Raw genomic sequence first — 25,476 nt, 5'->3', positions numbered from 1 at the left:
TTCTAGGAGGAAACCCATGTCCCTCATCCGTCCGTCCCGCCGGGCGCTGCTGGCGATCGGCGCCGGCGCCCTACCCTTCGCGGCCGGCCTCACGCCGGCTATCGCGCAGTCGAAGTCGCTCAACATCATCGGCCACCGCGTCCATCGCACCGCTCTCACCGGTGATGCCGGCGGCAAGGGCGGCGACATCCTCGGTGAATGGGGCAAGGCGAACGGCGTTGCCCTCAACTGGTCGACCTTCGACGTTGGCCCACTTCACGAGCGCCTGCTGCGGGAGGCGAGCCTCGGCGAAACATCCTTCGATGTCGGCTTTCTGCTCAACACCAACGCGGTGCCGAGGGCCCTGAAGCTGATGGCGCCGATCAACGAGCTCGCGGCGGGCGACCCTATCGAGGATTGGCAGGAAGTCTCGCCGGGAATGGTCAAGGCCGTCACTGTCGACAACGAAACCTTCGCTGTGCCCTTCCGCCATGCGACCACCGGCCTTCATTACAACGAAGCGTTCTTCACCGAGCGCGGGCTGTCCGGCCCGCCGCGCACAATCGAGGACATGATCGCCTTCGCCGAGAAGACAACCTTCCGGCGCGACGGCAACGTGCCCGTGAACGGCTTCGCCATGGAAGGCGTGAGCTACGTCAATATGGTCACGCTGTCGCTCGCCTATCAGGCCCCCTTCATCGACGAGGCGCTGAAGGTAGTGCCCAACGAGGCGGGCATGATGAAGACCTTCGAGGTCTTCCGCGATCTCTTCGCCAAGCAGATCCTGCCCCGCAACTTCGCGGCGCTCCGGCAGGACGAGGTCATCACCATGATGCAGACCGGGCGCCTGGCCATGTGCCACTTCGCCTTCGGCCGCTATCTCGCCTTCAACGATCCGCAGAAGTCGAACTATGCCGGCAAGATCAAGGTCGTCTCCCCGCCGGCCTCGGCCACCGTGAACGGCGGCGGCGACATCGTCGGCACCACCGAGTTCTGGTCCTTCGTCATCCCACGCAACAGCCGCAACAAGGCGCTGGCCTGGCAGATGGTGAAGGCGATGACAGCCAAGGAGGCGGTCATCCGGGCTGCCCTCAACGGCAACGGCCCGATCCGCCCGTCTGCCTATGACGACCCGCGCGTCAAGGAGGCGGTTCCCTACGCCGCCGAGGAGGCCCGCGCCCTCGCCGTTGCCAAGCCGCCGCTGCCCGCCTTCGACAAGGCGACCGAGGCTGGCGACATCCTTGCCCAAACCGTCCAGGCGGTCGCCCTCGGCCAGATGAAGCCCGGGGACGCCGTCGCCCAACTGAAACAACGCGTTGAACCGCTTGTGAGGTCTTAAATGTCTGCGATTGTTCCCGGCCAGAGCGTCATCGGTTTCATCGGCATCGGCACCATGGGCCTGCCCATGGCGCTGAATGTGGCCAAGGCCGGCTATGAGTTGAAAGTGTTCGATCTCAGCGAGAAGGCGCTGGCGGAGGCCAAAGCGGCAGGCGCCACGCCCGTCGCCTCGGTGGCCGAGCTCGCCCGGACCTCGGATGTCATCATCACCATGCTGCCGGATGCGCCGGACGTGGAGAAGATCACGCTCGGCCAGGATGGTATCGAATCCGCGGCCAAGCCCGGCACGCTCTATGTCGACATGAGCACCATCGATCCCGGCACAAGCCGCCGCGTCGCGGAAAGGCTCGCTGAGCGGGGCATCCGGATGATCGACAGCCCGGTGGCGCGTGGCGTGGAGAACGCACGCGCCGGCACCCTCGCGCTCATGATCGGCGGGGACAAGGCGACTGTTGACGAAGCTATGCCGCTCCTGCGCACGATGGCCGATACGATTACCTATTGCGGGCCGATCGGCAACGGCGTCGCCATGAAGCTCGTCAACAACTTCCTGTCCGCCGGCATCGTCTCGACCGTCGCCGAGGCCTGCGCCATCGGCCTCAAGGCGGGACTGCCGCTCGACATGATCGTCGCCATCAGCGGCGCGACCGGCACGAACAATGCCTGGATGCACAAGCTCATGCCGTCCAAGGCCTTCCTTGGCGACTTCAGCCCCGGCTTCATGACGCCGCTCGCCCGCAAGGACCAGCGGCTGGCTCTTGCCTTCGCCGAGGACATGGGCGTGCCGCTCACGCTCGGCAAGGCGGTGTTTGAGCTGCTGACCCAGACGGCGGAGGTCTATCCGCGCGAGGATTTCACGAGCATCCTGCGCGTCGTCGGTGATGGTGCCGGGGTCAAGATCAGGCTGTCGGAGGCCGACAAGCCAGCGACCTGAAAACACAGGCTGATGGGGCCGCGAGAGCCCCGTGACAGCCCCACGACGGAGCATGGGCTCCAGGACCTATTGGAGGGAGGAATAGGATGTCAGCCAATCTACGTAATCCCACACGCCGGCGAGTGCTGGCACTCGCAGGCGCGGCGGGCACAGCCGCGCTCGCCCTGCCCGGCCACGGGCATGCCCAGGCCAAGAAGCTGACCGTCCTGTCGCACCGCGTGCACCACTCGGCCGCGACGTCGGGCCCCGGCGGCGACGCGACCGCCGCCTGGCGCGCCGCGACGGGCACCGACATCGACTGGGTGACGCTCGGCGATGTCAACGCCATCATGGAGCGCCTGTTGCGAGAGGTCTCCCTGTCGGAAACCTCCATCGACGTCGGCTATCTCCTCAACGGCCGCGCCGTTCCACGTAATCTCAAGCTGTTCGAGCCGCTTGACGCGCGCCAGTCGAGCGCGCCGATCGAGGCCTTCGACGACTTCGCGCCGGGCCTTGTCGAGCCGCTGAAGCTCGACGGCGCGCTCTTCGGCGTGCCAGTTCGCCACGCCACCAACGCCCTCATCTATAACCAAGCGTTGTTCGAGGAACGTGGCGTCGCCCTGCCGAAGACCTTCGAGGAACTGATAGAGGCCGCGCGCAAGCTCACCTACAAGCGCGCCGACGGGACACCGGTCTACGGGCTCGCTTTCACCAGCGTGTTCGCCTCGAACTTCCTGTCGCTGTCCCGTGCGCTCGGCGGCGATTACATGACCGCCGACGGCAAGATCGTCTGTACGGAACCCGGGATGGTGAAGACGCTCGGCATCCTGGCCGATCTTTACAAGTCCGGTGTCATGCCGCGCAACTTCACCAATCTCAACAATGAGGAGGTGACCACCTGGATGCAGCAGGGCCGGGCCGCCATCACCATCAATCCCTTTGCCCGGCTCGTCAGCTACAACGACCCATCGAAGTCGCAATATCCGGGCAAGTTCAAGGCGCTGACGGTCCCGGTCTCCGCCGACCTCCAGGGCAAGCTCACCTATGCCCCGACGGTGGAGTTCTGGGCGCTCGTCATCCCGAAAGTGGCCAAGCAGAAGGACGCGTCATGGGGGCTCATCAGCGCGCTGTCGTCCAAGGCAGGCACGCTCGCGATGGCGCTCAACGGCAACGGCCCGACGCGCCTCTCGACCTATGACGACGCTAAGCTCAAGGAGGCCCTGCCCTACGCCGCCGAGGAGGCCGCGGCGCTTAAGAACGCGCGCATTCATCTGCCGGCCTTCGATGAACAGGCTCGCGCCCATGATATTTTCGTCCAGGCGAGCCAGGCGGCCGTGATCGGGGCCATGACTCCGGAGGCGGCCATGGCGGATGCCGCAGCGCGCGTCAAACCTCTCCTGCCGACTTGAACAGACCGGGCATCATGAACGCATATCTTGAGGGGCAGATCGCCCTCGTCACCGGATCGACGCGCGGCATTGGCCGCGCGATCGCCGACAGGCTCGCCGCGGCCGGCGCAAAGGTCGCTCTCCATGGGCGCGACGACAAGGAGCCGGCAGAGGCGCCTCCGCATGGCTCGCGCCTGTTCAAGGCCGATCTCGCCGATGCGGCGGCAACCGCGGGTCTCGTCCAGGAGGTCGAAGCCTCCCTCGGCGCCCCCGATATCCTCGTCCTCAACGCCTCGATCGAGTTTCGCCAGACCTGGCAAACCTTGACCGAGGAGGCCATGGCGGCTCAGGCTGAGGTCAATCTCTATTCGACCATGCGCCTCATCCGCGCCGTGCTGCCGGGCATGATCGCGCGTGGACGCGGCCGCATCATTGCGATTGGGACCGTGCAGGAATACCGCCCGAATGACGTGCATATTTTCTATGCCGGAACGAAGGTGGCGCAGACGAACATCATTCTCAACCTGGCGCGCAATACACGCGAGCCCGACGTCACCTTCAACGTGGTGCAGCCCGGCGCGATCCTGACCGATCGCAACCGCGCGGTGCTCGCGGATGCCGATTTCCGCAAGCGTGTGGAGGAGAAAATTCCGCTGGGCCGAATTGGGGACGCGCAGGATTGTGCCGGTATCGTCGCGTTCCTCTGCTCACCAGAGGCACGTTATATCAACGGCGCCGTCCTCTCCGTGGACGGCGGCATGCGTCTGTAAAGTCGCGTTGGCGCGCGCTTCTCGTGGCGGGAGCCACGTCGCGCAGGCGCAGTGGCGCCACGGCTTGGCGGGACGCGCTCCCGGTTCACTTATCCACTCGCCGAACGAACGTAGATCTCCGAGTACGCGAGCTTCACCCGCTCCGACAATTCAATGCGATTGCGGCCGGCGCGCTTGGCCATATAGAGCGCTTCGTCCGCCTCTGAATACACGGTATCAAAGGAAATCGACGGGTCACGTATGGCAATTCCCGCCGAGATCGAGACTTTCACGGCGTTATCCGCGGCTATGATCGAGGTCTTCGACACGGCCTCGCACAGCTTGATGAGCGCCAGAACGATGTCTTCGATGGGCGCGTTGGTGGAGATCAGCGCGAACTCGTCGCCCCCCAGACGCCCGACTATGCCGAACTGCGAAAGATGCTTCGCCATGATCTGCCCTACCGCGCATATCACGGCATCGCCACCCCGATGACCAATGGTGTCGTTGATCGTCTTGAAGCGATCGACATCCGCTATGACGAGCACCATCGTGTCGAAATCCGACAGTTCGCTCGCTTCGATCAGCGCCCGGCGGTTCGGTAGTCCGGTTAGTTGGTCCGTACTGCTCAGGACCTCGAGCTCGCGATGAGCAAGAAGGAGTGCCCGCTGCGAGCGGGCGAAGATCGTACTGACCGGCACGGCGATCACGCAGACGCTGAGCACCGTCAGTGCCCAAGAGCGCAGCGCCGTTTCCCAATTCGTGAAGAAAACCAGCTGGCTCGCGATGTCGAGGCAGAGCGCGATGGCAAGGCTGATCGCCGTGACCACGCAGACATAGCGCACCAGGCTCTTCGTGCTGGTGATCTGCGGATGCGCGAGCAGTCGCGTGAGACTTGTGCTGCGGAACAAATTTGCGCTCCGAGGAGCCGCTGAGGGTCGAATACTTCGAATCCCGTTGCGGTAGTCTGTCAACTTAGTGGATTGGAGGGCGATCTGCCATCATCGCGGGGTGCGTCACGAGTTCGCTATCCCGGGAGGCCGGACGCCATGTGTCGGGAATTGGCCGCCTGTCAACAGTTGACCGGACGTACAGTGATGTCATTACATGGATCGGAACATATTACCCTTCATTGTCACGGTCCCGCCCGGCTTCGCTTCCATGCTGCGTCTTTCAACCAACGACGTGCCGCACCGCCAGCGCATGGCCTTCGTGCACGACTTCGTGGCCCGACATTTCTCGGGTCTCGAGTTCGTGCCTTTCGTGGCGGACGAGCTCCATGTCGAGATGGCTGCCTACGCACTGCCTGGAGGCACGACCCTCGGCTCCTGCCAATATCCGTCCATGCGAGGCTCACGCCCCCGTCGGCTCCTCGGCGACGGTCGAGATGGATATCTGCTTACGGTGCATGGGTGCGATCACGAGGTCGCGGTTGATGGCCGTCCACCCGTCAAGATTGCCGCCGGCGATATACTGATCATCAACCAGGCTGTTCCGTTCACGTTCGAGCTGGCTGCGACGATGGTGACGGGTGTAACCATGGCACCCGGCCGGCTCGGCAATCTCGTGCCCTACGCGGAAGGCCAGCCTTACTTTCATATCCAGCACGCCGCCCCGGAAGCGGCGCTGATGGTCGGCTATGCGTCTCTTCTGCGAACGAATCCGCCCGCTAGCGCAAGGGCGGCTGGCCTCGCCGAAGATCACCTCCATGATCTTGTCGCGCTCTGCCTCGGCAGCCAGTACGTAGATACGGATCCGCGCCCGGGCTCCTCCACCGCGAGCACCCGTCTGCAGCTGATGCGGCGGGACATCGAAGCCCGCCTTTGCGATCTCGATATCAACGTGAATACGATCGCCGGTCTTCACGGTGTCACGCCGCGCTATGTCCAGCTTCTCTTTGAACGGGAAGGGACTACGTTTTCCGCCTTTCTGCGGGAGCGTCGGCTGGCGCTCGCTCACAGCCGCTTGCGCAGGGAGCCGGCCGGCCGCAGTTCGATCGCGACGATTGCCTATGATTGCGGCTTCTCGGACCTCTCCACCTTCAACAAGGCCTTCCGCAAGCGTTATGGCGCAACGCCCTCAGACGTCCGGGCGGACGCCTCGCGCGGCGCGGTCAGCTGATCGATATTTCTCCTGTGGACGGCGGCGCTTTCCGACCGGCCTGACACAAAGGGGCTTGCCACCCTCAGCGGCTTCATCTAGAAGGCATCGCGAGCGAGATTTCTACCGATAACGCTCGCAGCTTCGGAACCGACCCGGAAAAGGTCGTTGTTTCCAGTCCCTTGGTGGGGGATAGTTTAACGGTAGAACTGCGGACTCTGACTCCGTTAGTCCTGGTTCGAATCCAGGTCCCCCAGCCAACTGTAATCCTTACGTTTTTTCCATTCTGAAGGTTGGACCGGAAACGGCATTTTACAGGCATTTTACAGAGTCTGTTCACGTTTCGGCCGCCTTCGACCACTCTTCCAGCTTCCTGACTGCGCTCTCCGCCATGGTCACATCGCGGCTCAAATAGTGCGCGTCGAGGATCTCCTGCACGTCGCGCAGGGTGTGCCCGGTGATGGTCGCGATCTCTGGCACGCTGGCCCCCGCGAGGGCCAGCCGGGTGACAGCCGAGCCGCGAAAATCGTGGAACGTCAGCGCCGTGATTCCTGCCTTGGCGCATGCCTTGCTCCAGGATGAGCGGAAGCCATCCGGCGTCCAGCGGTCGCCCTCGAGGTTCAGCAGCACCAGGGCGCCGCGCTTCCTGGCCTGCTCCGCGTCGAGCGCCGCCCGAAGCGGTGCGCCAACAGGAATGACGACTCGCTTGCCAGTTTTGCCCTGGCGCAGGCGCAAGGTCGCGCCGTCATAGTTCGACCAGGTCAAGCGTAGCAGGTCGCCTTGCCGCTGCCCGGTCCAGAGCGCCAGCATCAAAGCCAGGTGCAAATGCGCCGGAGCCTTGGCGATGAAGGCCGCCTCGTCGGCGGCGGACCAAACACGGTCATTGCGGTCGGCCTTGTAAAGCCGCCCTCCCCGCTCGCACGGGTTGACGTCGAGATCGCCGCGATCCTTGCCCCATGAGCAAATTCGACCGAGGATGCTCCAGGCATAGTCTGCCTGCCGTGCCGATTTGGCGGCGTTCTCGTCCCGCCACTTCTTGAACACGCCGCGCGTAACTTTGGCGTTCGCCTCGGTGAAGCCAGACAGCGGAAGTGACCCGAACTTCACCTCGATGCGCGCGATGTGCTTGAGGTAGTCTGACTGCGTGCGCGCCGCCAGCCCCCGAAACTCGCCAGATGTCTTAAACCCCACAATGACGGTGTGAAACCGCCCCGCTTTCGGAGCTTTGAGGCTCGCAACGGCGGCGTTGTAGCTCGCCATGAACTGCGGCGTGCCGGGCTCTCCCTCGAGCTTAGGTCCGCCACGCCAAGCATAGCGATAGACCCCAACCTTGCCGCCCGCGAGTTTGACCCTAACGGTGTGGATGCCTTTGAGGTTAACCCGCATGCCCGTTGTCCCGCAGCCACTGCGCAAAGTCATCATCGCCCTGGGCATATGCGGACGTCAATTTGTCGTCCAGCCCCGACAGCTTGTCCCAGGCGGCATCAAGCGCCCGGCGATCCCAGCGCTTCGTGCCGGGGATCGCCCCCGGCAGCCGCCCGCGCGTGATCCAGTAGTCAAAGCCGCTCGGCTTAAGGCCGCAATAGGCTGCGGCCTGCTCGCGAGAGAGACCACGCGGGGCGATCGTCAGTTGTGCCGGCTCGGCGCTAGAACGGGATGTCATCGTCAAGATCCGCTGAATATTTGCCGGTCTTGCGATCGGCATAGGCGTTGCCGCCAGCCGATGAATCGCGCGTGGAAGTGGTGCCGTACTGGTCGGGATCGTCAGCCGGCGGCGGGCCGTTGCGCTGGGAATCAAGCAACGTAATTTCCCCGCGGAAGCGCTGCAGAACGACCTCGGTCGTGTAGCGATCCTGGCCGTCCTTGTCCTGCCATTTGCGCGTCTGCAATTGGCCCTCGACGTAGACCTTGGAGCCCTTGCGCAGATATTGCTCGGCGATCTTCGCCAAGTTCTCGTTGAAAACGACGACGCTGTGCCACTCGGCGCGCTCCCGGCGCTCGCCTGTTGCTTTGTCTCGCCACGTCTCCGAAGTCGCCATGCGAAAATTGACAATCGGGTTGCCGTCATTGCCGCGACGCGCCTCGGGGTCGCGACCAAGATGGCCGAGAAGAATGACTTTGTTGACTGATCCGGCCATCAGGCGGGCTCCTTGTTCGCGAATTCGAGAAGAATGTCAGCGTGGCAGGGCTGGTCCGGCGGGCACCAGCACGCGAGGTTCTTGCCGCGCAATTGGCGTAGATCGGCCCGGATGCGATCCACGGCAGGCAGGCCGTTGACCATGGCGTTGCGAAAGCACTGCACGCACATGGCGCGCAGCTCGTCATCCGTGCCCAGATAGCCGGCCTCGCGTGCCTTCGCGATGGTCCAGGGATTGCCCCATTTGGTCGACCGATCGACCTTCGCCGTGTTTGGCGGCATGCGCCAGCCTTTGGCGCGCCGCAGTTGGACACGTTCAGGCATGCGCGCCTCCCGGCATGGCGTTGTGCTCGATGCCGTCGAGAAGCCGGCCGGCGGACCGCTTCCCGATGCGGCGCATCACATGGAATCGCTCGCCGTGGAAACCGCTCCCGCCTTCCAGGTTGAGCCATGCGATATCAGGGCGCGTGCGGCTGAGCTTGTAGCCGTAATCAGCGCTCCAATCTGGATCCTCTCTGCTGCGGTCGAGGGCAACGGACCAATCGCCCCATTGCTTGAAAAAGAACGGGACGCCGGCGGCCGCGCACTGATCGCGGATCGAGCGTGCCCAATCCGGATGCATCGGGCGGGAACCGGGGCCGCTCTCGCCGCCGACGATGATCCAGTCTAGCCCTGAAATGTCACCGACGATCGGTCCAAGCAGCGGCTCGGCGCTGACAAAGCGAACGGTTGCGGGTGTCGCTTTCAGGTCTGGAATGCGCTCTTCCCAACGCCTCTGATCTTCAGCGGACACGCCGAGCCAAACATTCGGCAGAGGCCAACGCGGTGTGGCGCGGTCGGGCCGATCGGCCCATTTGACGAGGCTGGCTTCACGAACCGCGCGCGAGAGCTCTAGAACCCAATCGCCTGCACGGGTGCAAAGATAGTCCCGCATCCGCGCCGACCGCTTCGTCAGCACCTGAAATGAATGCTGCGGCGCCAGCGCCATGACGGCGAAGACGCGGTCGATCCAGTCATCGGGCACGCTCTCGTGAAAGAGATCGCCCATGGAATTGACGAACACCCTGCGCGGGCGCTTCCAGCGCAGCGGCTGTGTCAGGATGGCATCGGGCGCCATCGCCATCTTGCTGGTCCAGACGGGCTTGCCCTTCACCCGCATCGTCGTGCCGGCATAGTGGGAACCAGGCGTCATCTTCTCAATGCGGTCTGACATCTTCATGGCGTAGCAGTTGGTGCAGCCTGGCGAGACGATCGAGCAACCGACGATCGGATTCCAGGTAGCGTCCGTCCATTGAATGCCGGTGCGGTCACCCATGGTTGCTCTCCCGCTGCGGCTCGGCTGTGATCCTGACGATCGCCAGCGCTTTGGTCAGCCCGTCGCCATCCGGCTCCGAAACAACCGCGCCGTGCCTCGGCTCATAGTTGGCAAGGGCATAGGCCGCCGCGATGAGACGATCGTCGGGCACGACATGGATCGTGCGCGCACCGTCGACCGCAGGCTTGTCGTTCTCCGCCTCGACTAGGCGTTTTGCCTCGACCATCGCGGCCAGAGATACACCGTCCAGATCTCCGACCCGTACGGTCACGCCCATGGCGTGAAAACTGCGGTGGCAGATCATGCCGACGATCTCAATGGCACGGCTGATGGGCATTGCGAGCGGCGGTGGCTCGGGGACGTGCCGGTATGCGCTCACAGATCCAAGCAGGGGGCAAAGCTGGACTTCCAGTTTCATCCCTTCCGGAGCGGGTGGCGGGTCGGCAAAGGCCCCCATAGTCACCCACCCATCTCGCTTGCTGAGGGCTTCGGCCTTGTCGAAAGCATCGGCAGCGGCGCGCAGACATTCGGCCGCGCCCTTGGCCCGGATATGCTGAAACCGGGCCAGTTCGTTGCGGTTGATCTTCAGCACATAATCGTGAGGTTGATCGTCAGAGCGAGCGAAGCCTTCCGGGGTCACATTCTGGATCCAGAGCATGTCAGGCGCCCTCCGGCTTGCTGAGTGCTGCCATCCGCGTCGCCAAGCCGTTCTTATCGGAGGTGGCGTTGAACTTGCGCACAACGGCTCCGGATAGGTCTATTCCCGCTGTCATGGCCGCGAGATCGGCGCAGATCACAACATCTGCCAGCTCGTCAGCGAGATCCGTAAGTGTGGCGCGAGAGCCAACCCATCCATGCCGCTCGCGCTCCAGCTTTTTGATGACGTTGCAGGCCTCACCGGTTTCGCCGGCAAGCTCATTGCCGCGAAATGCGAGGTCCGGCTTAACGTCTGGCGCCCACTCAGCATCGCGCGCTATGTTCGCGGCGCGCAATGCAACCAAGCTCGCGAAGGGTGCCGCCTCCACATCTGGCGACGGCTCGGGCTTGGTGGCCGCCGTTCCACCTAAAAGGAGGCGTATTTCCTCGAGATGTGCACCATCGGGCTCGATCCACTTCTTAATCTGATGGATGCACTGATCCTGTTCGTTGAGGATGTCCGTTGGATCATCATCATCGTTCAGGTCATTTTGCCGCTTGATTATGATGTTGCATGCGGCAGTCATCGCAGCGCGCCAAACGGTGGCGATCTCGGCATCGGTCCACCGTGCGGGGGCGGGCGACGGCTCGGGCTTGGGCGGGTGGGTGTAGAGCGGGATAGAGTAGAAATCGGTTTGCTCTTGAGAGGCCCACGCGATGCCACCTGCAGTTTTTTGCTGATAAGCTGCCACGTGGTCCGGGTACATCCACGCAACCGGCTCCGCATCCTCGGCGCGTTCCGCCTGAGCAACGTAGTTGAGGATCACTGTCGCCTGCGCATCGTCGATCGCTAGCCCGTCGCACTCGCCTTCGATAGCCACTTTCAAGGCCTCGATTGCTGTCGTGCCGGGCGGTGGTGCAAGTTCGGCACCTTCCTTGTCGATTATCGTGTGCGCGGCGATGGTGGCAGCGAGCGCGACGCGTTTTGTCACCTCATCGCTTGGCCGCGCGATCCACGCGCTGTTCTCATCGAGGATGCGCTCGACACCCTTGTAGACCGGCGCCGGAACTGTTGCCGCCGACGCTTGCCGCCCGGCGCGCCGGTCGAGGTGGTTGGCACGTTCCCGCAACTCATCTGTGAACCGCGCGACCGTGTCGGGCGAGACGTCGCCTTCCATCTCCAGCGTGTCCCCGGCCCATGCCGAGGCGTGGCGCGCGACGTAGGCGCATTTCTGCGCGAATTGCTGTTGGGTCAGGGGCATGGTCACACCCTCATCGGCATGAGGACGAGCAGCAGGCTGTCGTCGTCGGGGGTTACGATCAGTGTGGGGGAGCCGGGATCTGCCATCGTGACGGCGACCTTGTCGCTGTCGAGGATGCTCAAGATCTCGGCCATGTATTTAGCGTTGAAGCCGATGCTGATCGGCTCGGCTTCATAATCGGCCTCCATCTCCTCGTGCGCCTCGCCGGATTCCGGGTTCGTCACGCTCATCGAAACGCGGCCCTGCTCGAAGGCAAATTTCACGGCTCGGCCGCGGTCGCTCGAGACGGTCGACACGCGGTCGGTCGCCTCGGCCATTGCCACGCGATCGAGCGTCGCCCGCTTGTCGTTGCCTTGCGGGATCACGCGGAGATAGTCGGGAAAGGTGCCGTCTATCAGCTTCGAGGTAAGCACCTCGTCGCCGATGGCGAAGCGGATCTTGCTCGATGACAGCGACACGGCGACATCGCCTGTGGTGTCGAGCATCCGCACCAGCTCGCCGACCGTCTTGCGCGGCACGATGACGCCGGGCATGCCGATCGCGCCATCGGGTGGCATGGTCCTGGCGCGCGCCAGCCGGTGCCCATCGGTGGCCACGGCCGTGAGCCATGGGCCTTCCCTGCCCTCTGCGACATGCAGAAAGATGCCGTTGAGGTAATAACGGGTTTCCTCGGTGGAGATGGCGAAGCGTGTCTGTTCGATCAGCCGGGCAAGCGTCTTCGCCGGCATGATGAAGCTGTGCGGCCGGTCGCCCGCCGACAGGTCGGGGAAGTCTTCCGGCGGCAGGGCATTGACGGTGAAGCGCGACCGGCCGGATTTAACGAGGACGTGCGTGCCGCCGGCATTCGCCTCCATGCTGATGCGCCCGCCCTCCGGCATCTTCCGGGCGATGTCGTGCAGGGTGCCTGACGGCAGGGTGATCGCCCCCGGCGCCTCGACCTCGGCCGCGACGCCTGCGGTCGCCTCCATGTCGAGGTCAGTTGCCTGCAGGGTCAGCCGGCCATCGGCAGCCTTCAGGAGGATGTTGGAGAGGATCGGAATCGTCGTGCGTTTCTCGACGATGCGGTTGAGCGCGGCGAGAGGCTTCAGCAGGGCCGCGCGATCGAGGGTGAGTTTCATGGGGTTGCCGCCTTTTCGATGATGCGCAGGCGCCCGCGACCGCTTTTGCCGCCGTGGAATTCGACAAACCCGGCCTGCGCCAGGGCATTCCAGGTCGACCGCACAACGGGGGCGATCTCGCCAGCCGCGAGGAGCGTGCCGACGTTTGTGAACATGCCTTCGCCGTTGTGCTCGCGGAGCCACCGCAGGGCTTCCACTTGGCTTTTGGTGAGTGTGTTGGCCACGGTTAGCTCTCGGATCGGAATTGGTGCCGGGTTGCTCTCCCCCCGGCGAAGTCGCGTCCATAAACTCAGACGTTGCAGGCAGGGTCCGCCCCCTGCCGGGCCTACTCACGCGCTCCACCGGACGCCGTTTCAGGTTCCTTGGCGGCCGGCTTCGTCACGCGCTTTCGCACGGGATATCAGGCGCGCGCTTCTGGGCTGCCCTCATAGGTCGGAAGGTTGGTGTCGAACTCCGCGCTTTCGAGATCGATCTTGATGCGGCCGCGCAGGTTCTCTTCCCATTGGTAGAGCTGGTAAAACCAAACGATGTCGCCGCCCTTCACGCGGTAGCGCAGGCGTGCTGGGATGCGGACGGGGCCGCCATCCACGAAGGCCGCGACCTGGATGATAAAGAGGCCGGGGACGATCAGGGGCTCGCCCTTGGCATTGGTGTGCGTCTCGGTGAAAACGAGCTGCCCTTCACCGCTCTGAATGCGCGTGTGGTTGGCGACGGTCTGTCCGACTCGCACCTCCAGGCCGCGCGCCAGGTCAAACACCTCGTTGGGCATGGCAATACGCGTCTTGAGGAGGGTTTCGAGCAGCTTCACCTCGTCGTCATTCGGCTCGACAAGATCGGGCGCCCGCTCTTCAAGGAACAGGGCGAAATCCTCTTGCTGAAGCGTCTTGCCGTTACGGTCGACCCACGCCTTGAATTCTTTGGTGACCGGGAACTTATACTCGATCCGGTGCTCGCCATGCCGGGGCGCATGATCCTTGGTGTGATAGTCGATGACGGCCGTCAAACCGGGCTCAGGCCAATCGGTGCGGGCGAAGATGACCGAGCCCTCATCCTTGTGGCGGTTCACCAGATCAACGAAGGCGCGCAGCGTCGTGACACGGGCGGTGCCTTTGCGACGATCCGGGCCGATGCGATACCGCTCTATCTCGTCCTCTAAAGTTGAAATCTTGCCTCCCTGGCGGCGATCGATGACAAGTGGAACCTCCTCGGGAAGGCCTTTGCCCAGATCCCCTGTCGCCAGCCACTCGATTTCAAGGTTACGCCCGCCTGCCTCATGAGCCATGCGAGCGATCTTGTCGACGCCTTCGCCTCCATCAGGAATGCGCGACGCGGCAATGGCGGCCAATGCGGACGCGAGTTCGGGCGGAATGTTTATTTTGGTCTCAGACATGGAAAGGGTTCCTCTGTGGCGGGGGAGATCAGGCGCCGGCGCGCTCGCGCTCACGCTCGGTGGCGTCGCGCGGGAACATGTCGTGCTGGCTGGGGTGGTTGACGCTGACGCCACCCTCGACAGCCCAGAACGGCGTTGCCGCAAAGGCCTTGTCTTCGGGGAGCTTCGATTTCACGGTCGGCTTGATATCGAGGCGGCCGCTTTCATAGTTCACCGTGATTGTCACGGTGATGGTGGCTGTGCCCTTCTCAGAGGGCAGCGCCTCCAAGGTCTCGATGGCCTTGGTCAGGTGCTCGTCACAGGACTCGGTGAATTTGCCGCGGTTCAACAGACCGAGCATGTCGCCGAAGCGGCGGATGATGCGAGCGGACAAGGGGCAGTCTCCCAGGGTCAGGCCGCGAGTGCGGCGGGGCAAAGGCGGGTGAAGCGGGCGCGCCATTCATCGGCGGCGCGGATCCATGGCCAGATGGTGAGGGCGCCGCGGCGCAGGCGGGGCGGCTCGCACTCGATGCCCCACGGGGCTGGCGGCGGGGCGAGCAGCTGGCGGCGCTCGGCCTCGAGCATGCGCATGTCCATGCTCTTGATCAGAAGGTCCGCCTGTCCCAGCAAAGGCCAGTGCAGGCCGGCGGCCTCGAAGATCGCCCGGTCGAGGCGCATCTTGAGGCGCTCGATCGATTTTCGCACTGCCTGGGCGTGGCCATCGACGGCATGTTCCCCCGTCGCCAGATGCGCCAAGGCGCGCGCAACGGGAGTGGTGATGTCGCCGATATAGGCCTCGTGCGCGTCATGGAGCAGGAAGGCGGCGGCGAGGTCAGGCCGGCCGGTCTCGTCGAGGATGGCATCGGCGCCGATGCAGCAATGCTGCGCCACCGAATAAGGACCGACCGGCACATGCCCATTGAATCGGGCGATGCGGGCGAGCGCATCCGGCACGTCATACCGGAAGTCGACCATCTCCGCGGTCGGGTTGATGAGATCGAAGGCGCGGCCTGATGCCGTCTGCAGCCAGGGGGAGGATGTGCCGATCATGGGCGCCCTCCCCAGAAGAGCCGGAAGACCGTGACAGCGGCACCAGTCGCGACCATGGCGGCGACGTAATAGCCAAAGGTGTAGGCGATCACGGCCGAGAGCGGCGCCTGCGGCTCCATTGCCTCAGCTCCCAACAAAGGAGCCGAGGCCCGTGGCGATGATGCCAACGGACAGGAAGAGCGCGAGCGCGGCGAACTCGACGGCCTGAGCGGCGCGCCGTTTAATATTAACCGGAATGCCGGGGGCCTCCGCCTCGTCGGGGAGATCTTGAACTCGCGGATCCGGTAGGCAGTAGCGCGGGCCTGCGCGATAGGCTGCGTCGTAGCCGAGCTGGTGGATCTCTTCGTGCGAGAAACCCTCGCGGGTGAGATCGTCCTTCGTGCAGCAGCCGGACAAAGCTGTCCGCTCACGCATGACGACGGCCATAGCCTCAGCGCGCTCGGCCCGCCAATTTGGATCGCGGAAGCTGGAATTTGGGGAAAGCATATGCGCCTCCAATGTCTTGATTGGAGGCACGGTATAGCGGTTTATTTCCCGCGTCAATCGTTATGCGGGATATTTACCCCAATTGACGAGGATAGAGTGCCTTCTTGCGGACAGCGGACGCCGGAACGTGGGCGGCGACTTCCCTGCGGGACTGCTTGAAGAGAATATCGTGAGCCTCGGAGACATGGCGCCGAGCTATACCCGTGGCAACAACCATTCCGGACGTGAGGGAATCGTCCTCGATGGCGGCGCTGAGAACCCCCGACAGGAAGCTGCCCGAAGTAGAAGCTTTTCTTATCGTGTCCCCGCGCAGCCCTGTCGCCAGGAGGAACCTTTTCATGCGCGCCTCGTCCTGCCCAATGTAGGCGAGCGTGCGGATTGCGACGTTCTCAGCCCAATCAATGTCAAGCTTATCCATAGCAAGCCTCCATCTCGATTGCGGGCAGCTGCTTTACTGCGACAAGCGTTCCAATGTTGTTCTGGCAGCCGCTGCAACAGAACGAAAGCCGTTGAACTAGCGAACTCTCTACGAGTTCATCAACTGTGACGGGCGCATCTTCAACATCGGGGACATCTACGTAAATGGACGCAAGGCGCCTACAATTATGACAGCGAACGTGCAGGCTGAACCTTGCAGCCGGTTGAAAATCTGAGCACAAAATCGCCTCCAATTTGTTCGCGATATGTTCTCATTATTCAGTCGGTGCATCAGGTGAGTCAATGGGCGCGCTTGACATGATAAGAATTTTTTAACGAGACGTGATTCGCGCTCGCGGCACCGGCATGGTGACTCGCCTTACCAGTGCAAGGATCCTGACGCTTCCGTCGTCGGCGTCGGGGTCGTTTGAAACAACGATGGGCTTATGTTTCGGGTTGGTCGAACGGGGGCGGTATTCCACGCGGTCGGGGAAAAACTCCACCTCTTTGACGGACCACTCCCTAAGGCTGCCGTCTTCTTTTGTCCGCTCCACCACAACGATCATACCGTCAGCAATCGTCAAGCCGGTATCCTCGAAGTCAACGCAGATAACGCGACTTCCATCAGGGATCGGCGGGGATGCTGCGTTCATCGAGTCGCCATGCACGGCAAAGGCGACAAGCCGCGCCTGAGGAAATTCCGGGTCGGGCTCATCATAGAGCGTCTCAGGCTCTTCCTGGGAAAACTCATCGATCTCACGGAACCAACCCGCCTGCACCGGCCCCGCAACGACGATCTGCTGGAAACGCGGGGTTGGCACCGGCCGTGCCCCTGGCCCCGGATCGTCCTCATCGCCACTGCCGAACGCCAACCACTCGGCAGATGTCTCCAGGGCAACGGCTAAGCGCTCGATCGTGCGCAGGGAAGGCGACATGGAGTCCTTACGGAAAAGGTCGCGAATGGCATCGGTGCTCATGCCAGCCTTGAGGGAGGCGGCGCGCATCGAAATGCCAAGCTTATCAAGGCGCCGCTGAATGCGCGATCGAACGTCATTTTCCATGCATGGGAATTTACCCGCGCCAAGCAGGAACGCTGAGCGGTCATTATCCCGTTGACATATGCGGTTTATGTCCCGCATAGTCGCTTCATGATTACCGCCGAGCATCTCTTGCACCTTGTCGATTGTTACCGTGCAGCGCGCCCGATCTCGGACGCGCGCCTGTCGACGATCCTGTTCAGTGATGGGAAGCGGATTGATCGCCTTCGCAAGGGGCATGACGTCGGTTCGCGCAAGCTCGTCGGTTTGATCCAGCGCCTCTCCGATATCTGGCCGCCGAATGCCGACTGGCCTGCCGATATCCCTCGCCCTTCGCCCTCCGCCGCTCCTCCCGCGGCGGGAACTGCCCTGCCGTCCGATTTGGGTGCGGGATCACCATCGGACGGCAGGGTTTCTTTGTGCCGCCAACCCCCCGGCTGACGGTTTCCACATCACCACACCGGCCGCGTCCCGGCATGGGAAATCCCCGGCCAAGCTTCCGCCTCATGAGGCCTTCGATGAACGCCCGTTACCTGCCTGCCAGTGACTACCTGCAGCTCAAGAGCGTCTCGCACCTCCTCCTCAAGAAGGCCGGCGGCGGAAGGCTCGCCGCCGCGGAAATCACCCGCGGCTCGGAAAGCCGGTTCAGCGAGGCGGCGTCCACCTCCTTCCCCGAGCGCTTTCTCGCCGTCGACCAGGTGGCGGACCTCGAGGCGCATTGCGGCGCGCCGCTGGTGACGCGGACGCTGGCCGGCCTCACCGGGCATGACCTCGTGAGCCGGGCCGATCCCCAAAAGCCGGAGGCTGCGCTGCACCACCACCTCATAGCCATTGTCGCGGAGACCGGCGACGTGACCCGGTGCCTCGGCACCCTGATGAATGAAGGCCGGCTCAACTCACCGACCGCGCGCATGGACCTTCTGCGCGAGATCGACGAGGCGCATACCGCGCTCGCGGCGCTCTCCGCCCTTGTGCGGCAGGTGTCCTGATGCAGCGTGTAATGCTCGAAGCGGTGCTCGCTGATCCCCGCGCGCGTACCTCCATGGTGAAGATCCTCCGGCGCCGGGCGCTGTGGCTGAAAGGCAGGGCGCGGGCCGACACGCTGGCGCTCGCGGATCTCTATGAACATGCCGAGGCGCCCTTTCCCGAGGTCGAAGAGACATGGAGGGACATGGGGCAGTTCAACTGGCAAGCGCGCGTCAACGCCTTCACCTCGCCCGGCTCGGCCGCGCGGATGTGCGCGGAGAACTGAGCATGGCGCGCCGCCCCCGCTTCACCGTCATCCGGCTCTCGCACCCGCGCCGCGCGCGGATCGCCTGCCGCATGCGGGCCGCCGGGTTGCCTGTCTTTGCGATCGCACGGGCCCTGAAGATGCCACGCGAGCGGGTGCTCGCGGCGCTGGCGGGTTCGGCGCTCTGGAACCGTCAGCAACTGGCCTTGTTCAAGGAGATTGCGTGATGAATGGGGTGGTCTATTCGCTGATAGCCGCAAGCGTCTCTTATTGGCTGTGCGCATTCTGTCTAGAGCCTAACCTGCGTCAATTATTCTGCTTCCCGCGTCGATTGATGTTCGGGATCTGCCTGATCTTCATCTTGGGATTCGCGTTCGCTGTTGAGTATTTCCCATGGCGTTGATCTCTCCCGAAGCGCTCGATGACTTGCGCGCCCGCAACCCGTGCGACCAGCTGGCGGCGAAATGGGTGAACCTGCGCGCCTCCGGCGGCAAGATGGTTGGCCCCTGCCCGATCTGCTCCCACAATCGCCTGTCGAAATCGGCGGGGCGTTTCGAGGCCTGGGCAGACCGCTGGGTCTGCGCGGTCTGCGAGGATGGCGGCGATGTCATCCGCCTGGTCGAGCGTGTCGAGGGCAAGGATTTCCGCGGCGCAGTGGAATGGCTGGGCGGCGCGCAGGAGCCGGATGCGGAAGCCGCGGCCCGGCATGCCAAGGAACGGGCGGAGCGGAAGGCCAAGAACGACGCGGCCTCCGCCACCTACCGCGAACAGGAGCGCGCGCGGCTGCACCGCATCTGGCAGCATGGGCAGCCGATCGCCGGGACGCTCGTTGCCGCCTACCATGAAGGGCGGGGCTTTGAGGCGCCGGCTGACGCGCGGCTGCGTTACCATCCCGAGATGCGCTATTTCCACGGCGAGACCGTGGACGAGATGGGGAACCGCAGCCCGCGGCTCATCCATACGGGACCGGCGCAGCTTGCCGCCATCATCGGGCCGGATGGGCGCTTTTCCGGCATCCATATCACCTATCTCGACGCTGCAACCGCGCGAAAGGCGGTGATCACCGATCCGGACACGGGCGAAATCCTGCCGTCGAAGAAAGTGCGGGGCTCCAAGCGCGGCGGCTATATCCACCTTGGCGGCGACGTGACCTCGGCCCGCACCCTCGACATCGGCGAGGGCATCGAGACCGTGCTCTCGGTGCGGCAGGCGCTGGTGAAGGACGGGCGCGACATCAGCGGTTGCCTGTTCTGGTCCTCGATCGACCTCGGCAACCTCGGCGGCAAGGCCACCGAGACGGTGCCGCACCCGACGCTGACCTGGCGCAACGCGCTTGGGCATGTGCGGCGCCAGCGGATGCCCGGCCCTGTGCCGGACCTCGACGAGCCCTCCATCCCCGTGCCGGACAGGATCGAAGACGTGATCCTGCTCGGCGACGGCGACAGCGACCGCGAGCTGACCAAAAACGCCCTGCTGCGCGCCGGCCGCCGCTTCCGCAAGCCCGGCCGCGCCATCCGCGTGGCCTGGGCTGATGCGGGCAAGGATTTCAACGACATGCTGCAAGGGGAGATGGCGGGGTGACGCAACCGTGGCAGCGCAAAGAAGTCATAGGCGATGCGACGCTGTATCTGGGCGACTGCAGAGCAATTCTGCCAAGCTTGGGCGTGGTTGATGCTGTTGTCACCGACCCGCCTTACGAATTCGTGCCGATGGGTGGCGGCCTGGGCGCGAAGCGCAAGGTCTACAAAGACATCTATAATGCCGACCTGCACACCGGGTTCGACCCTGACCTTCTCCTCGGCGTGTCTAATTCGATCACTGTTTTCTGTGCGAAGGCTCAGCTTCGGAAGCTGATCGAGTGGGGCGAAGCGAACGCCTTCCGTTGGAACCTGACGACGTTCAACAAGACGAATCCGACGCCGCTGTGTGGAGCAAACTATCTCCCTGATGCCGAATACATCTTCCACTTTTGGAAGGGCGTGCGCATCGGCGGCACCTATGCGGACAAGTCACGCTTCTGGGTTGGACCTGCCTCGGGCGACAGTTCCATCCATCCCACCATTAAGCCCATCGGCCTCATGACAAAGCTTGTGCGCGTCGCGACTGATGCGCCCAGCCCGACCGTGCTCGATCCGTATATGGGATCCGGCACCACGGGAATGGCGTGCCTGAAGTCCGGCGCTAAGTTCATCGGGATCGAGCTCGTTCCTGAATATTTCGATGCCGCCTGCCAACGGATCTCGCGTGTCGAAGCGCAGCCTGACTTCCTGCTGAAGGCTACATCGCGACCGTCAGGCCCGCCCGCGGACGACCCTTTTCCCCTTTTCGCTGCGGAGTAGACCGATGACCGATGAATCACGACGCATCGGCGACGTGCTGGACTCCGCGGAAGTGCTGGAGGATGGCGCGGAAATCGACCGCGGCGGAGAGACAGGGCAGCAAGGGGTAGACAGCATTTCGGGCAGTGGGGAGCCGCCGATGCCCCGTGCCCTTGGCTTCGACATGGACCATATGAACAGCGAATTCGCGCTCGTGCTGATGGGGTCGAAGGCTGTTGTCTATCTCGAGCAGCCGAACGCGCCGCTTGAAGACGTGCAGCGCGTGCTGACGCTGGATGCCCTGCGCGCATGGTTCGCGAATCGCTACACCGAGATCGTTGGAAGTGACGGCAAGATCAAGGCTGTGACGTGGGCTCAGGCATGGCTTTCAAACCGCGCGCGCCGAAGCTACCGCGGTATCGAATTCTTCCCTGACAAGGACAATGCGACCGGAACGCCGGGATATCTAAACCTGTGGTCAGGATTTTCTGTCAAGCCAAAGAAGAAAGACAATGGTTACGCGATCCTGCGCGACCATATGCTCAACAATGTTTGCGACGGCAATGAAGCAACATTTCGTTGGTTCTTCGGCTTCTTTGCCCACATGATGCAGCGCCCTCGCGAGCGCATCGGCGTCGCTATTGTGCTGCGCGGCCTGATGGGCACCGGCAAAACCAAGGTGGGCGAAGCCATGGGGTCGCTCATCCAGCGGCACTATTTCCTCGTCGACGATCCCCGCTATGTGACCGGCCAATTCAACGCGCATATGGGCAGCTGCATACTGCTCCAGGCTGACGAAGCGGTCTGGGCGGGCGACAAGACGGCCGAAGGCCGCCTCAAAGGATTGGTGACCTCGCCCATCCAGCAGATCGAGGCTAAGGGCGTCGATCCGATCCGCCTCAAGAACTATCTGCGCCTCATCATGACTTCCAATAATGATTGGGTGGTACCGGCGGGAAAGGACGAACGCCGTTTCTGTGTGCTCGACATCAACCCTCGCTGTGCTCAGAACCACAATTACTTCCGCGAAATGGATGAGGAGCTGGATAACGGCGGACGGGAGGCCCTTCTCTACGATCTTCTGAATTTCGATCTCGAATCAGTCGACCTGCGTAAGATCCCCCGCACGGAAGCGTTGCTTGAGCAAAAGATTCGCTCGCTCGATTCGATCGAGTCGTGGTGGTTCGAGCGGCTCATGACAGGGACAACAACGCGCGGCGGTGACAGCTGGCTGCGCCTGATTCCTAAATCCGTCCTGGCGGATGATTACATCGCGGTGTCCGATCGCATCGGCGTGAAGCGCCGCGCGGCCGATACCGAGGTCGGCATGAAGCTCGTGAAGCTTGTGCCGGGCCTGACGGCGGAGCGTAGCGCCTGGGATAGCCCGGATGGGAGCCAGCGGCGTGTTTGGCAGTGGCGGATGCCTGCGCTCGAAGACTGCCGCGCCGCCTTCGAAGATTCGCTGCAACAGCGTGTCGACTGGCCTTGAACCGCGTCGCGAGAGAGACAGGCAGCGAGGGGTGGAAATGCTTTCGATAAAACAGGCAGACCTAGGTTTGACACCAAAAATCGAGGTTTGACAGAGAAATGCAAGTTATCTCAATGATTTGCCAAACCCGCCAAACCTGTCAGACCCATCGCCTCACGTGCGCGCGGGCATGCGCGCGAAGCATGGCTAACCGACGCTCCCTGTCTCGCGAGCAGTTATCCGAAATTCCCAATTCAGGTTTGGAAGGTCTGGCAGGTTAGCCAAAGCCAGCGAGAGTAAGGCATCTGGCATGGCAAACCTTACTCTTTCTTCTTCAAAAGGTTTGACAAGGTTTGACACTGGAGAAGCTGCAATGACGAAGCGGACCATGGATATCGAGACGTTGCTGCGTTGGGCCTATCGTGAGGAGCTGCCAAAGGCCCTCGGTTCGGCCAGTGGGCCGTCTGACAGCATCCGCTCGGGCTGGGCTGGCATTTCGAGCTATGCGCAGCTCCTGGCGGTGATCGACTACAACCGCTATGGCGTGCTGCCGGATCTAACCGCTCTGGATGGGCCGCATGTGGATGCGGTGCGTGTGTTCGATGCCGTGCGCGCCCTGGATGGCTGCGCGGTTGAGGTGCCGGCGCATGCGGCCTACGAGGCCTATGTGTCGTGGTCGCTCGCCAATGCCAAGCGCGCCCGCTCGCAGACGAAATTCGGGCGCGTCGTCGGGCAGCGCTTCCAGAAGGCCGAACAGACCGGCCGCATCTTCTACCTCAGCTGTGAGCTTCATGACGTGCCGGCCCGCCCTGAGGCGCCCCGCAACCCCAACGATTGAGAAGCGGGGCGAGTATTAACACCCGCCGCCCGGCGACAGTTGGCGACAGTTAGCGACGGTTTCCCGGCAAGTGTCGCCGCCATTTTCCCCCGACATGACAACGACTTAAGCGCGCGCGGCGACAGTAGCGACAGTTTTTCGCGTGCGTATATGCAATACGGGGTTCGGGGGATCTCATCCCCCGAAAATTCTATACGTTACACGGAAAAACTATCGCCAACTGTCGCTACTTCTTCTAATATGTTGATGTTTCTTGATAAATATTCGGCGACGGTCTGATTTCAACTGTCGCTAACTGTCGCCAACCCCCTACGACAGGAATTCTCCATGAAACGGACCATGGATATCGAGGCTGTGCTGCGTTGGGCATATCGTGAGGAGCTGCCAAAAGCCCTCGGCTCGGCTAATGGGCCGTCAGACAGCATTCGCCCAGGCTGGGCTGGCATTTCGAGCTATGCGCAGCTCCTGGCGGTGATCGACTATAACCGCTATGGCGTGCTGCCGGATCTAACCGCGCTGGATGCGCCGCATGTGGATGCGGTGCGCGTGTTCGATGCCGTGCGCGCCCTGGATGGCTGCGCGGTTGAGGTGCCGGATGCGTGGGATCCGCTGGGCGATATGCCCGAGATCGGCGACGATGCGGCCAGCCTTGCGGCTCAGGCCCTGCAGCGGGCGACCTACATCGACCAGCAAGGGCAACGGCACTTTCGCGGACGGCGGCAACTGGTCGAGCGGTTCGCCTTAATGGGTGGCTGCCCCGTGTGGGAGATGGATGTGCCTGAGCGCAAGGTTGAGCGGCAGGCCTCCACCGGCCAGCCCGCATGGTTCATCGACAGGGTTGTGTATGAGGAGACGTGCGACGGGCGGGTTGTCGAGCGGACGGTGACAGTCGAAGGCTACAACCACACCCGTCGTCGCCCCTACCCTGGTGCCTACCAGCGGACCTACCTCGAGCCCGACCCTGTGCCCGGCATCATCGGCCGCATCGAATATGAGCTGTGGCATGCGGCGCTCGCTCTTCTCGTCGAGGATCTGGCGGATGGGCTGGAGAGCATCGCCCTCACGCCCTGTGCCCGCCCTGCACGGCCGTGGGAGGATGGGCAGGCCCGCGCTCCCCGCATCCTGCCGAGCGCCCTCTCGCGGGCCGCTGCGCTGCCTCCGCCGCGATTCCGTGCGAGGCGCAAAAATAAAATTGCTTACGCGGCTTGACTTGCGACCTTTACTTGACTCAATACTGGTCACGGTAAATCAGATCAGAAACCCGGTGCCACAAGCGCCGGGTTTTTTCGTTGGCGATGGAGGTGGTGATGTAATGCCGTCCCTTCCTTCGACCTTCCGTCCGCCCACATCGAGAAGCAAACGCGAGCGGGATCGGGAGCACGACGCTCGGCGCCGTGAGGCTCAGCCCTGGCGCTCCTTCTACAAGACGGCCGCATGGCAAGAGGCGCGGCAAGCCCAGCTGGCTCGCCAGCCCCTCTGCGAGCGCTGCCTCGCCGAAGGCCGCGTCGAGGCCGCCACCGTGGTCAACCATCGCAAGCCCCATAAGGGCGACTGGTCGACATTCATCGACGCATCGAACCATGAGTCGACCTGCAAGCCGCACCACGACCGCGACATCCAGCGGGAGGAGCGGGCCGCCGCCGGCTGACCGCCGCCTTGGCCGAGGCCGGGGGGGTGGTCGAAAGTCTGGGGCCTTAGGGGCCGGGACCGGTGGGGTGGTCACACGCGTTTCGTCGCAAGTTTCCGGAAACTTTTTTTGTGAGAGGCACTTATGGCGCGTCGTGGACCGAAACCGGAGCCCGCGAGTGTGAAGCTCGCCAAGGGCAATTCCGGTCGGCGTCCCATTGGCGCCGATCCTGTTATTCCTGATGAGAGCGGCGTGGTCGTTCCGCCGGGCTGGATGAAAGCCAAAGCGCTGGAAGTCTGGAAGCGTCTCGCGCCGCGGCTCGTCGCCCTGAAACTTCTGGGCCCGGCCGATGCAGAGACGTTCGGGCGCTACTGCACGAATTTCGCCCGCTGGGTGAAGATGCAGGGCGTTCTCGACAAGGAGGGGGAGTTCTATGAAAGCGAGAGCGTTCACGGCAAGCTCAAGCGCATCGAGCCCGCCTTCGCGATAGCCGATCGATTGGAGAAAAGCCTTTCGGCGGCCGAAGACCGGTTTGGCCTCAACCCCGCGGAGCGGCAGCGGATTTTCGCGGCTCGCGCTGCCGCCGGGACGTCGGCGCCGAACGATCTCTTCGGCGCAACAGCGAACCAGGCAAAGCCTGGCCCGCAACCATCAGGCGAGCCGCCAAAGGCGAAATCGCCGGTCGGATATCTGCAATAGC

General features: G+C 63.3%; 32 protein-coding genes and 1 tRNA gene. 16 read left to right on the top strand and 17 right to left on the bottom strand.

What is annotated here, in order from left to right; all coding sequences use genetic code 11:
* Nucleotides 1-16 precede the first annotated feature (16 nt).
* The 4 genes from KIO76_RS18305 to KIO76_RS18290 all read left to right on the top strand — a co-directional run bounded on the left by KIO76_RS18305 (nt 17) and on the right by KIO76_RS18290 (nt 4,388).
* Nucleotides 17-1,318 (top strand): extracellular solute-binding protein, encoded by a 1,302-nt coding sequence (locus KIO76_RS18305; protein ID WP_213324579.1) that lies wholly within the window; start codon nt 17-19, stop codon nt 1,316-1,318.
* Complete coding sequence (locus KIO76_RS18300; RefSeq protein WP_213324578.1) at nt 1,319-2,251, top strand: NAD(P)-dependent oxidoreductase; 933 nt, start codon at nt 1,319-1,321, stop codon at nt 2,249-2,251.
* An 86-nt stretch (nt 2,252-2,337) separates the two neighbouring features.
* The gene (locus tag KIO76_RS18295; protein WP_213324577.1) at nt 2,338-3,639 is read left to right on the top strand and encodes an ABC transporter substrate-binding protein; all 1,302 of its coding nucleotides are present in this window, start codon (nt 2,338-2,340) and stop codon (nt 3,637-3,639) included.
* Nucleotides 3,640-3,653: 14 nt separating this feature from the next.
* The gene (locus KIO76_RS18290) at nt 3,654-4,388 is read left to right on the top strand and encodes an SDR family NAD(P)-dependent oxidoreductase (RefSeq protein WP_213324576.1); all 735 of its coding nucleotides are present in this window, start codon (nt 3,654-3,656) and stop codon (nt 4,386-4,388) included.
* A gap of 89 nt (nt 4,389-4,477) precedes the next feature.
* On the opposite strand, the gene KIO76_RS18285 is transcribed toward KIO76_RS18290, so the two are convergent.
* Nucleotides 4,478-5,278, bottom strand: a complete 801-nt coding sequence (locus KIO76_RS18285; protein WP_213324575.1) for a GGDEF domain-containing protein — start codon at nt 5,276-5,278, stop codon at nt 4,478-4,480.
* A 196-nt stretch (nt 5,279-5,474) separates the two neighbouring features.
* On the opposite strand from KIO76_RS18285, the gene KIO76_RS18280 reads away from it, so the two are divergent.
* Together KIO76_RS18280 and KIO76_RS18275 are read left to right on the top strand one after the other, a co-directional pair.
* Nucleotides 5,475-6,488 carry a helix-turn-helix transcriptional regulator gene (locus KIO76_RS18280; RefSeq protein ID WP_213324574.1) on the top strand — a complete coding sequence of 338 codons (1,014 nt, stop codon included), beginning with the start codon at nt 5,475-5,477 and terminating at the stop codon, nt 6,486-6,488.
* 165 nt (nt 6,489-6,653) lie between these two features.
* Nucleotides 6,654-6,727, top strand: a tRNA-Gln gene (locus KIO76_RS18275).
* Nucleotides 6,728-6,803: 76 nt separating this feature from the next.
* Here KIO76_RS18275 and KIO76_RS18270 read toward each other — a convergent pair.
* The 16 genes from KIO76_RS18270 to KIO76_RS18200 all read right to left on the bottom strand — a co-directional run bounded on the left by KIO76_RS18270 (nt 6,804) and on the right by KIO76_RS18200 (nt 17,534).
* Nucleotides 6,804-7,853 carry a tyrosine-type recombinase/integrase gene (locus KIO76_RS18270; protein WP_213324573.1) on the bottom strand — a complete coding sequence of 350 codons (1,050 nt, stop codon included), beginning with the start codon at nt 7,851-7,853 and terminating at the stop codon, nt 6,804-6,806.
* Nucleotides 7,843-8,130 carry a hypothetical protein gene (locus KIO76_RS18265; protein ID WP_213324572.1) on the bottom strand — a complete coding sequence of 96 codons (288 nt, stop codon included), beginning with the start codon at nt 8,128-8,130 and terminating at the stop codon, nt 7,843-7,845. The genes KIO76_RS18270 and KIO76_RS18265 overlap by 11 nt, the downstream gene beginning before the upstream one ends.
* Nucleotides 8,114-8,605, bottom strand: a complete 492-nt coding sequence (ssb, locus tag KIO76_RS18260; RefSeq protein WP_283771450.1) for a single-stranded DNA-binding protein — start codon at nt 8,603-8,605, stop codon at nt 8,114-8,116. Before ssb ends, KIO76_RS18265 begins: the two co-directional genes overlap by 17 nt.
* A complete protein-coding gene (locus KIO76_RS18255) occupies nt 8,605-8,928 on the bottom strand; it encodes a DUF4326 domain-containing protein (RefSeq protein WP_213324571.1) in 324 nt (107 codons plus the stop codon). The genes ssb and KIO76_RS18255 overlap by 1 nt, the downstream gene beginning before the upstream one ends.
* Nucleotides 8,921-9,919 (bottom strand): phage Gp37/Gp68 family protein, encoded by a 999-nt coding sequence (locus tag KIO76_RS18250; RefSeq protein ID WP_213324570.1) that lies wholly within the window; start codon nt 9,917-9,919, stop codon nt 8,921-8,923. The genes KIO76_RS18255 and KIO76_RS18250 overlap by 8 nt, the downstream gene beginning before the upstream one ends.
* Entirely contained in the window at nt 9,912-10,577 is a 666-nt protein-coding gene (locus KIO76_RS18245) for a hypothetical protein (protein ID WP_213324569.1), read from the bottom strand. The genes KIO76_RS18250 and KIO76_RS18245 overlap by 8 nt, the downstream gene beginning before the upstream one ends.
* Before the next feature lies 1 nt (nt 10,578).
* The gene (locus KIO76_RS31095; protein WP_249729642.1) at nt 10,579-11,817 is read right to left on the bottom strand and encodes a MazG-like family protein; all 1,239 of its coding nucleotides are present in this window, start codon (nt 11,815-11,817) and stop codon (nt 10,579-10,581) included.
* A 2-nt stretch (nt 11,818-11,819) separates the two neighbouring features.
* A complete protein-coding gene (gene dnaN, locus KIO76_RS18235) occupies nt 11,820-12,935 on the bottom strand; it encodes a DNA polymerase III subunit beta (protein ID WP_213324568.1) in 1,116 nt (371 codons plus the stop codon).
* A complete protein-coding gene (locus tag KIO76_RS18230; protein WP_213324567.1) occupies nt 12,932-13,159 on the bottom strand; it encodes a hypothetical protein in 228 nt (75 codons plus the stop codon). The genes dnaN and KIO76_RS18230 overlap by 4 nt, the downstream gene beginning before the upstream one ends.
* Nucleotides 13,160-13,335: 176 nt before the next feature.
* Entirely contained in the window at nt 13,336-14,325 is a 990-nt protein-coding gene (locus KIO76_RS18225) for a DUF2303 family protein (RefSeq protein ID WP_213324566.1), read from the bottom strand.
* A gap of 28 nt (nt 14,326-14,353) precedes the next feature.
* Nucleotides 14,354-14,698, bottom strand: a complete 345-nt coding sequence (locus tag KIO76_RS18220; RefSeq protein WP_213324565.1) for a YfdP family phage-associated protein — start codon at nt 14,696-14,698, stop codon at nt 14,354-14,356.
* Between the two features lie 17 nt (nt 14,699-14,715).
* Entirely contained in the window at nt 14,716-15,354 is a 639-nt protein-coding gene (locus tag KIO76_RS18215; protein WP_213324564.1) for an HD domain-containing protein, read from the bottom strand.
* Entirely contained in the window at nt 15,351-15,473 is a 123-nt protein-coding gene (locus KIO76_RS31435; protein ID WP_283771449.1) for a hypothetical protein, read from the bottom strand. The genes KIO76_RS18215 and KIO76_RS31435 overlap by 4 nt, the downstream gene beginning before the upstream one ends.
* 4 nt (nt 15,474-15,477) lie before the next feature.
* Nucleotides 15,478-15,840, bottom strand: a complete 363-nt coding sequence (locus tag KIO76_RS18210; protein WP_213324563.1) for a hypothetical protein — start codon at nt 15,838-15,840, stop codon at nt 15,478-15,480.
* Between the two features lie 73 nt (nt 15,841-15,913).
* Nucleotides 15,914-16,258 (bottom strand): DUF3572 family protein, encoded by a 345-nt coding sequence (locus tag KIO76_RS18205; protein WP_213324562.1) that lies wholly within the window; start codon nt 16,256-16,258, stop codon nt 15,914-15,916.
* A 331-nt stretch (nt 16,259-16,589) separates the two neighbouring features.
* Complete coding sequence (locus KIO76_RS18200) at nt 16,590-17,534, bottom strand: LexA family transcriptional regulator (protein ID WP_213324561.1); 945 nt, start codon at nt 17,532-17,534, stop codon at nt 16,590-16,592.
* Nucleotides 17,535-17,812: 278 nt separating this feature from the next.
* Here KIO76_RS18200 and KIO76_RS18195 point away from each other — a divergent pair, with 278 nt between their 5' ends.
* The 10 genes from KIO76_RS18195 (at nt 17,813) to KIO76_RS18150 (ending at nt 25,475) form a co-directional block, all read left to right on the top strand.
* On the top strand, nt 17,813-18,283 hold the full coding sequence (locus KIO76_RS18195) for a phage regulatory CII family protein (protein ID WP_213324560.1): 471 nt from the start codon (nt 17,813-17,815) through the stop codon (nt 18,281-18,283).
* Nucleotides 18,283-18,546, top strand: a complete 264-nt coding sequence (locus KIO76_RS18190; RefSeq protein ID WP_213324559.1) for a hypothetical protein — start codon at nt 18,283-18,285, stop codon at nt 18,544-18,546. Before KIO76_RS18195 ends, KIO76_RS18190 begins: the two co-directional genes overlap by 1 nt.
* Before the next feature lie 2 nt (nt 18,547-18,548).
* Nucleotides 18,549-18,752 carry a hypothetical protein gene (locus tag KIO76_RS18185; RefSeq protein WP_213324558.1) on the top strand — a complete coding sequence of 68 codons (204 nt, stop codon included), beginning with the start codon at nt 18,549-18,551 and terminating at the stop codon, nt 18,750-18,752.
* A 166-nt stretch (nt 18,753-18,918) separates the two neighbouring features.
* Complete coding sequence (locus KIO76_RS18180; RefSeq protein ID WP_213324557.1) at nt 18,919-20,106, top strand: DUF7146 domain-containing protein; 1,188 nt, start codon at nt 18,919-18,921, stop codon at nt 20,104-20,106.
* Nucleotides 20,103-20,864, top strand: a complete 762-nt coding sequence (locus KIO76_RS31430) for a DNA-methyltransferase (RefSeq protein WP_213324556.1) — start codon at nt 20,103-20,105, stop codon at nt 20,862-20,864. The genes KIO76_RS18180 and KIO76_RS31430 overlap by 4 nt, the downstream gene beginning before the upstream one ends.
* A gap of 52 nt (nt 20,865-20,916) precedes the next feature.
* Entirely contained in the window at nt 20,917-22,332 is a 1,416-nt protein-coding gene (locus KIO76_RS18170; RefSeq protein ID WP_291975479.1) for a primase-helicase family protein, read from the top strand.
* 352 nt (nt 22,333-22,684) lie between these two features.
* A complete protein-coding gene (locus tag KIO76_RS18165) occupies nt 22,685-23,149 on the top strand; it encodes a hypothetical protein (protein WP_213324554.1) in 465 nt (154 codons plus the stop codon).
* A gap of 327 nt (nt 23,150-23,476) precedes the next feature.
* Nucleotides 23,477-24,358, top strand: coding sequence for a hypothetical protein (locus tag KIO76_RS18160; protein ID WP_213324553.1), 882 nt, complete (start codon nt 23,477-23,479; stop codon nt 24,356-24,358).
* A 103-nt stretch (nt 24,359-24,461) separates the two neighbouring features.
* Nucleotides 24,462-24,797: an HNH endonuclease signature motif containing protein gene (locus tag KIO76_RS18155; RefSeq protein ID WP_213324552.1), complete on the top strand. Its 336-nt coding sequence runs from the start codon at nt 24,462-24,464 to the stop codon at nt 24,795-24,797.
* A gap of 123 nt (nt 24,798-24,920) precedes the next feature.
* Nucleotides 24,921-25,475 carry a phage terminase small subunit P27 family gene (locus KIO76_RS18150; RefSeq protein WP_213324551.1) on the top strand — a complete coding sequence of 185 codons (555 nt, stop codon included), beginning with the start codon at nt 24,921-24,923 and terminating at the stop codon, nt 25,473-25,475.
* The last annotated feature ends 1 nt before the right edge of the window (nt 25,476 follow it).

Source organism: Chelatococcus sp. YT9 (assembly GCF_018398315.1).
GTDB lineage: Bacteria > Pseudomonadota > Alphaproteobacteria > Rhizobiales > Beijerinckiaceae > Chelatococcus.
The sequence above is the reverse complement of the archived record's forward strand: the minus strand, read 5'-3'. Positions and strand labels throughout refer to the sequence as shown.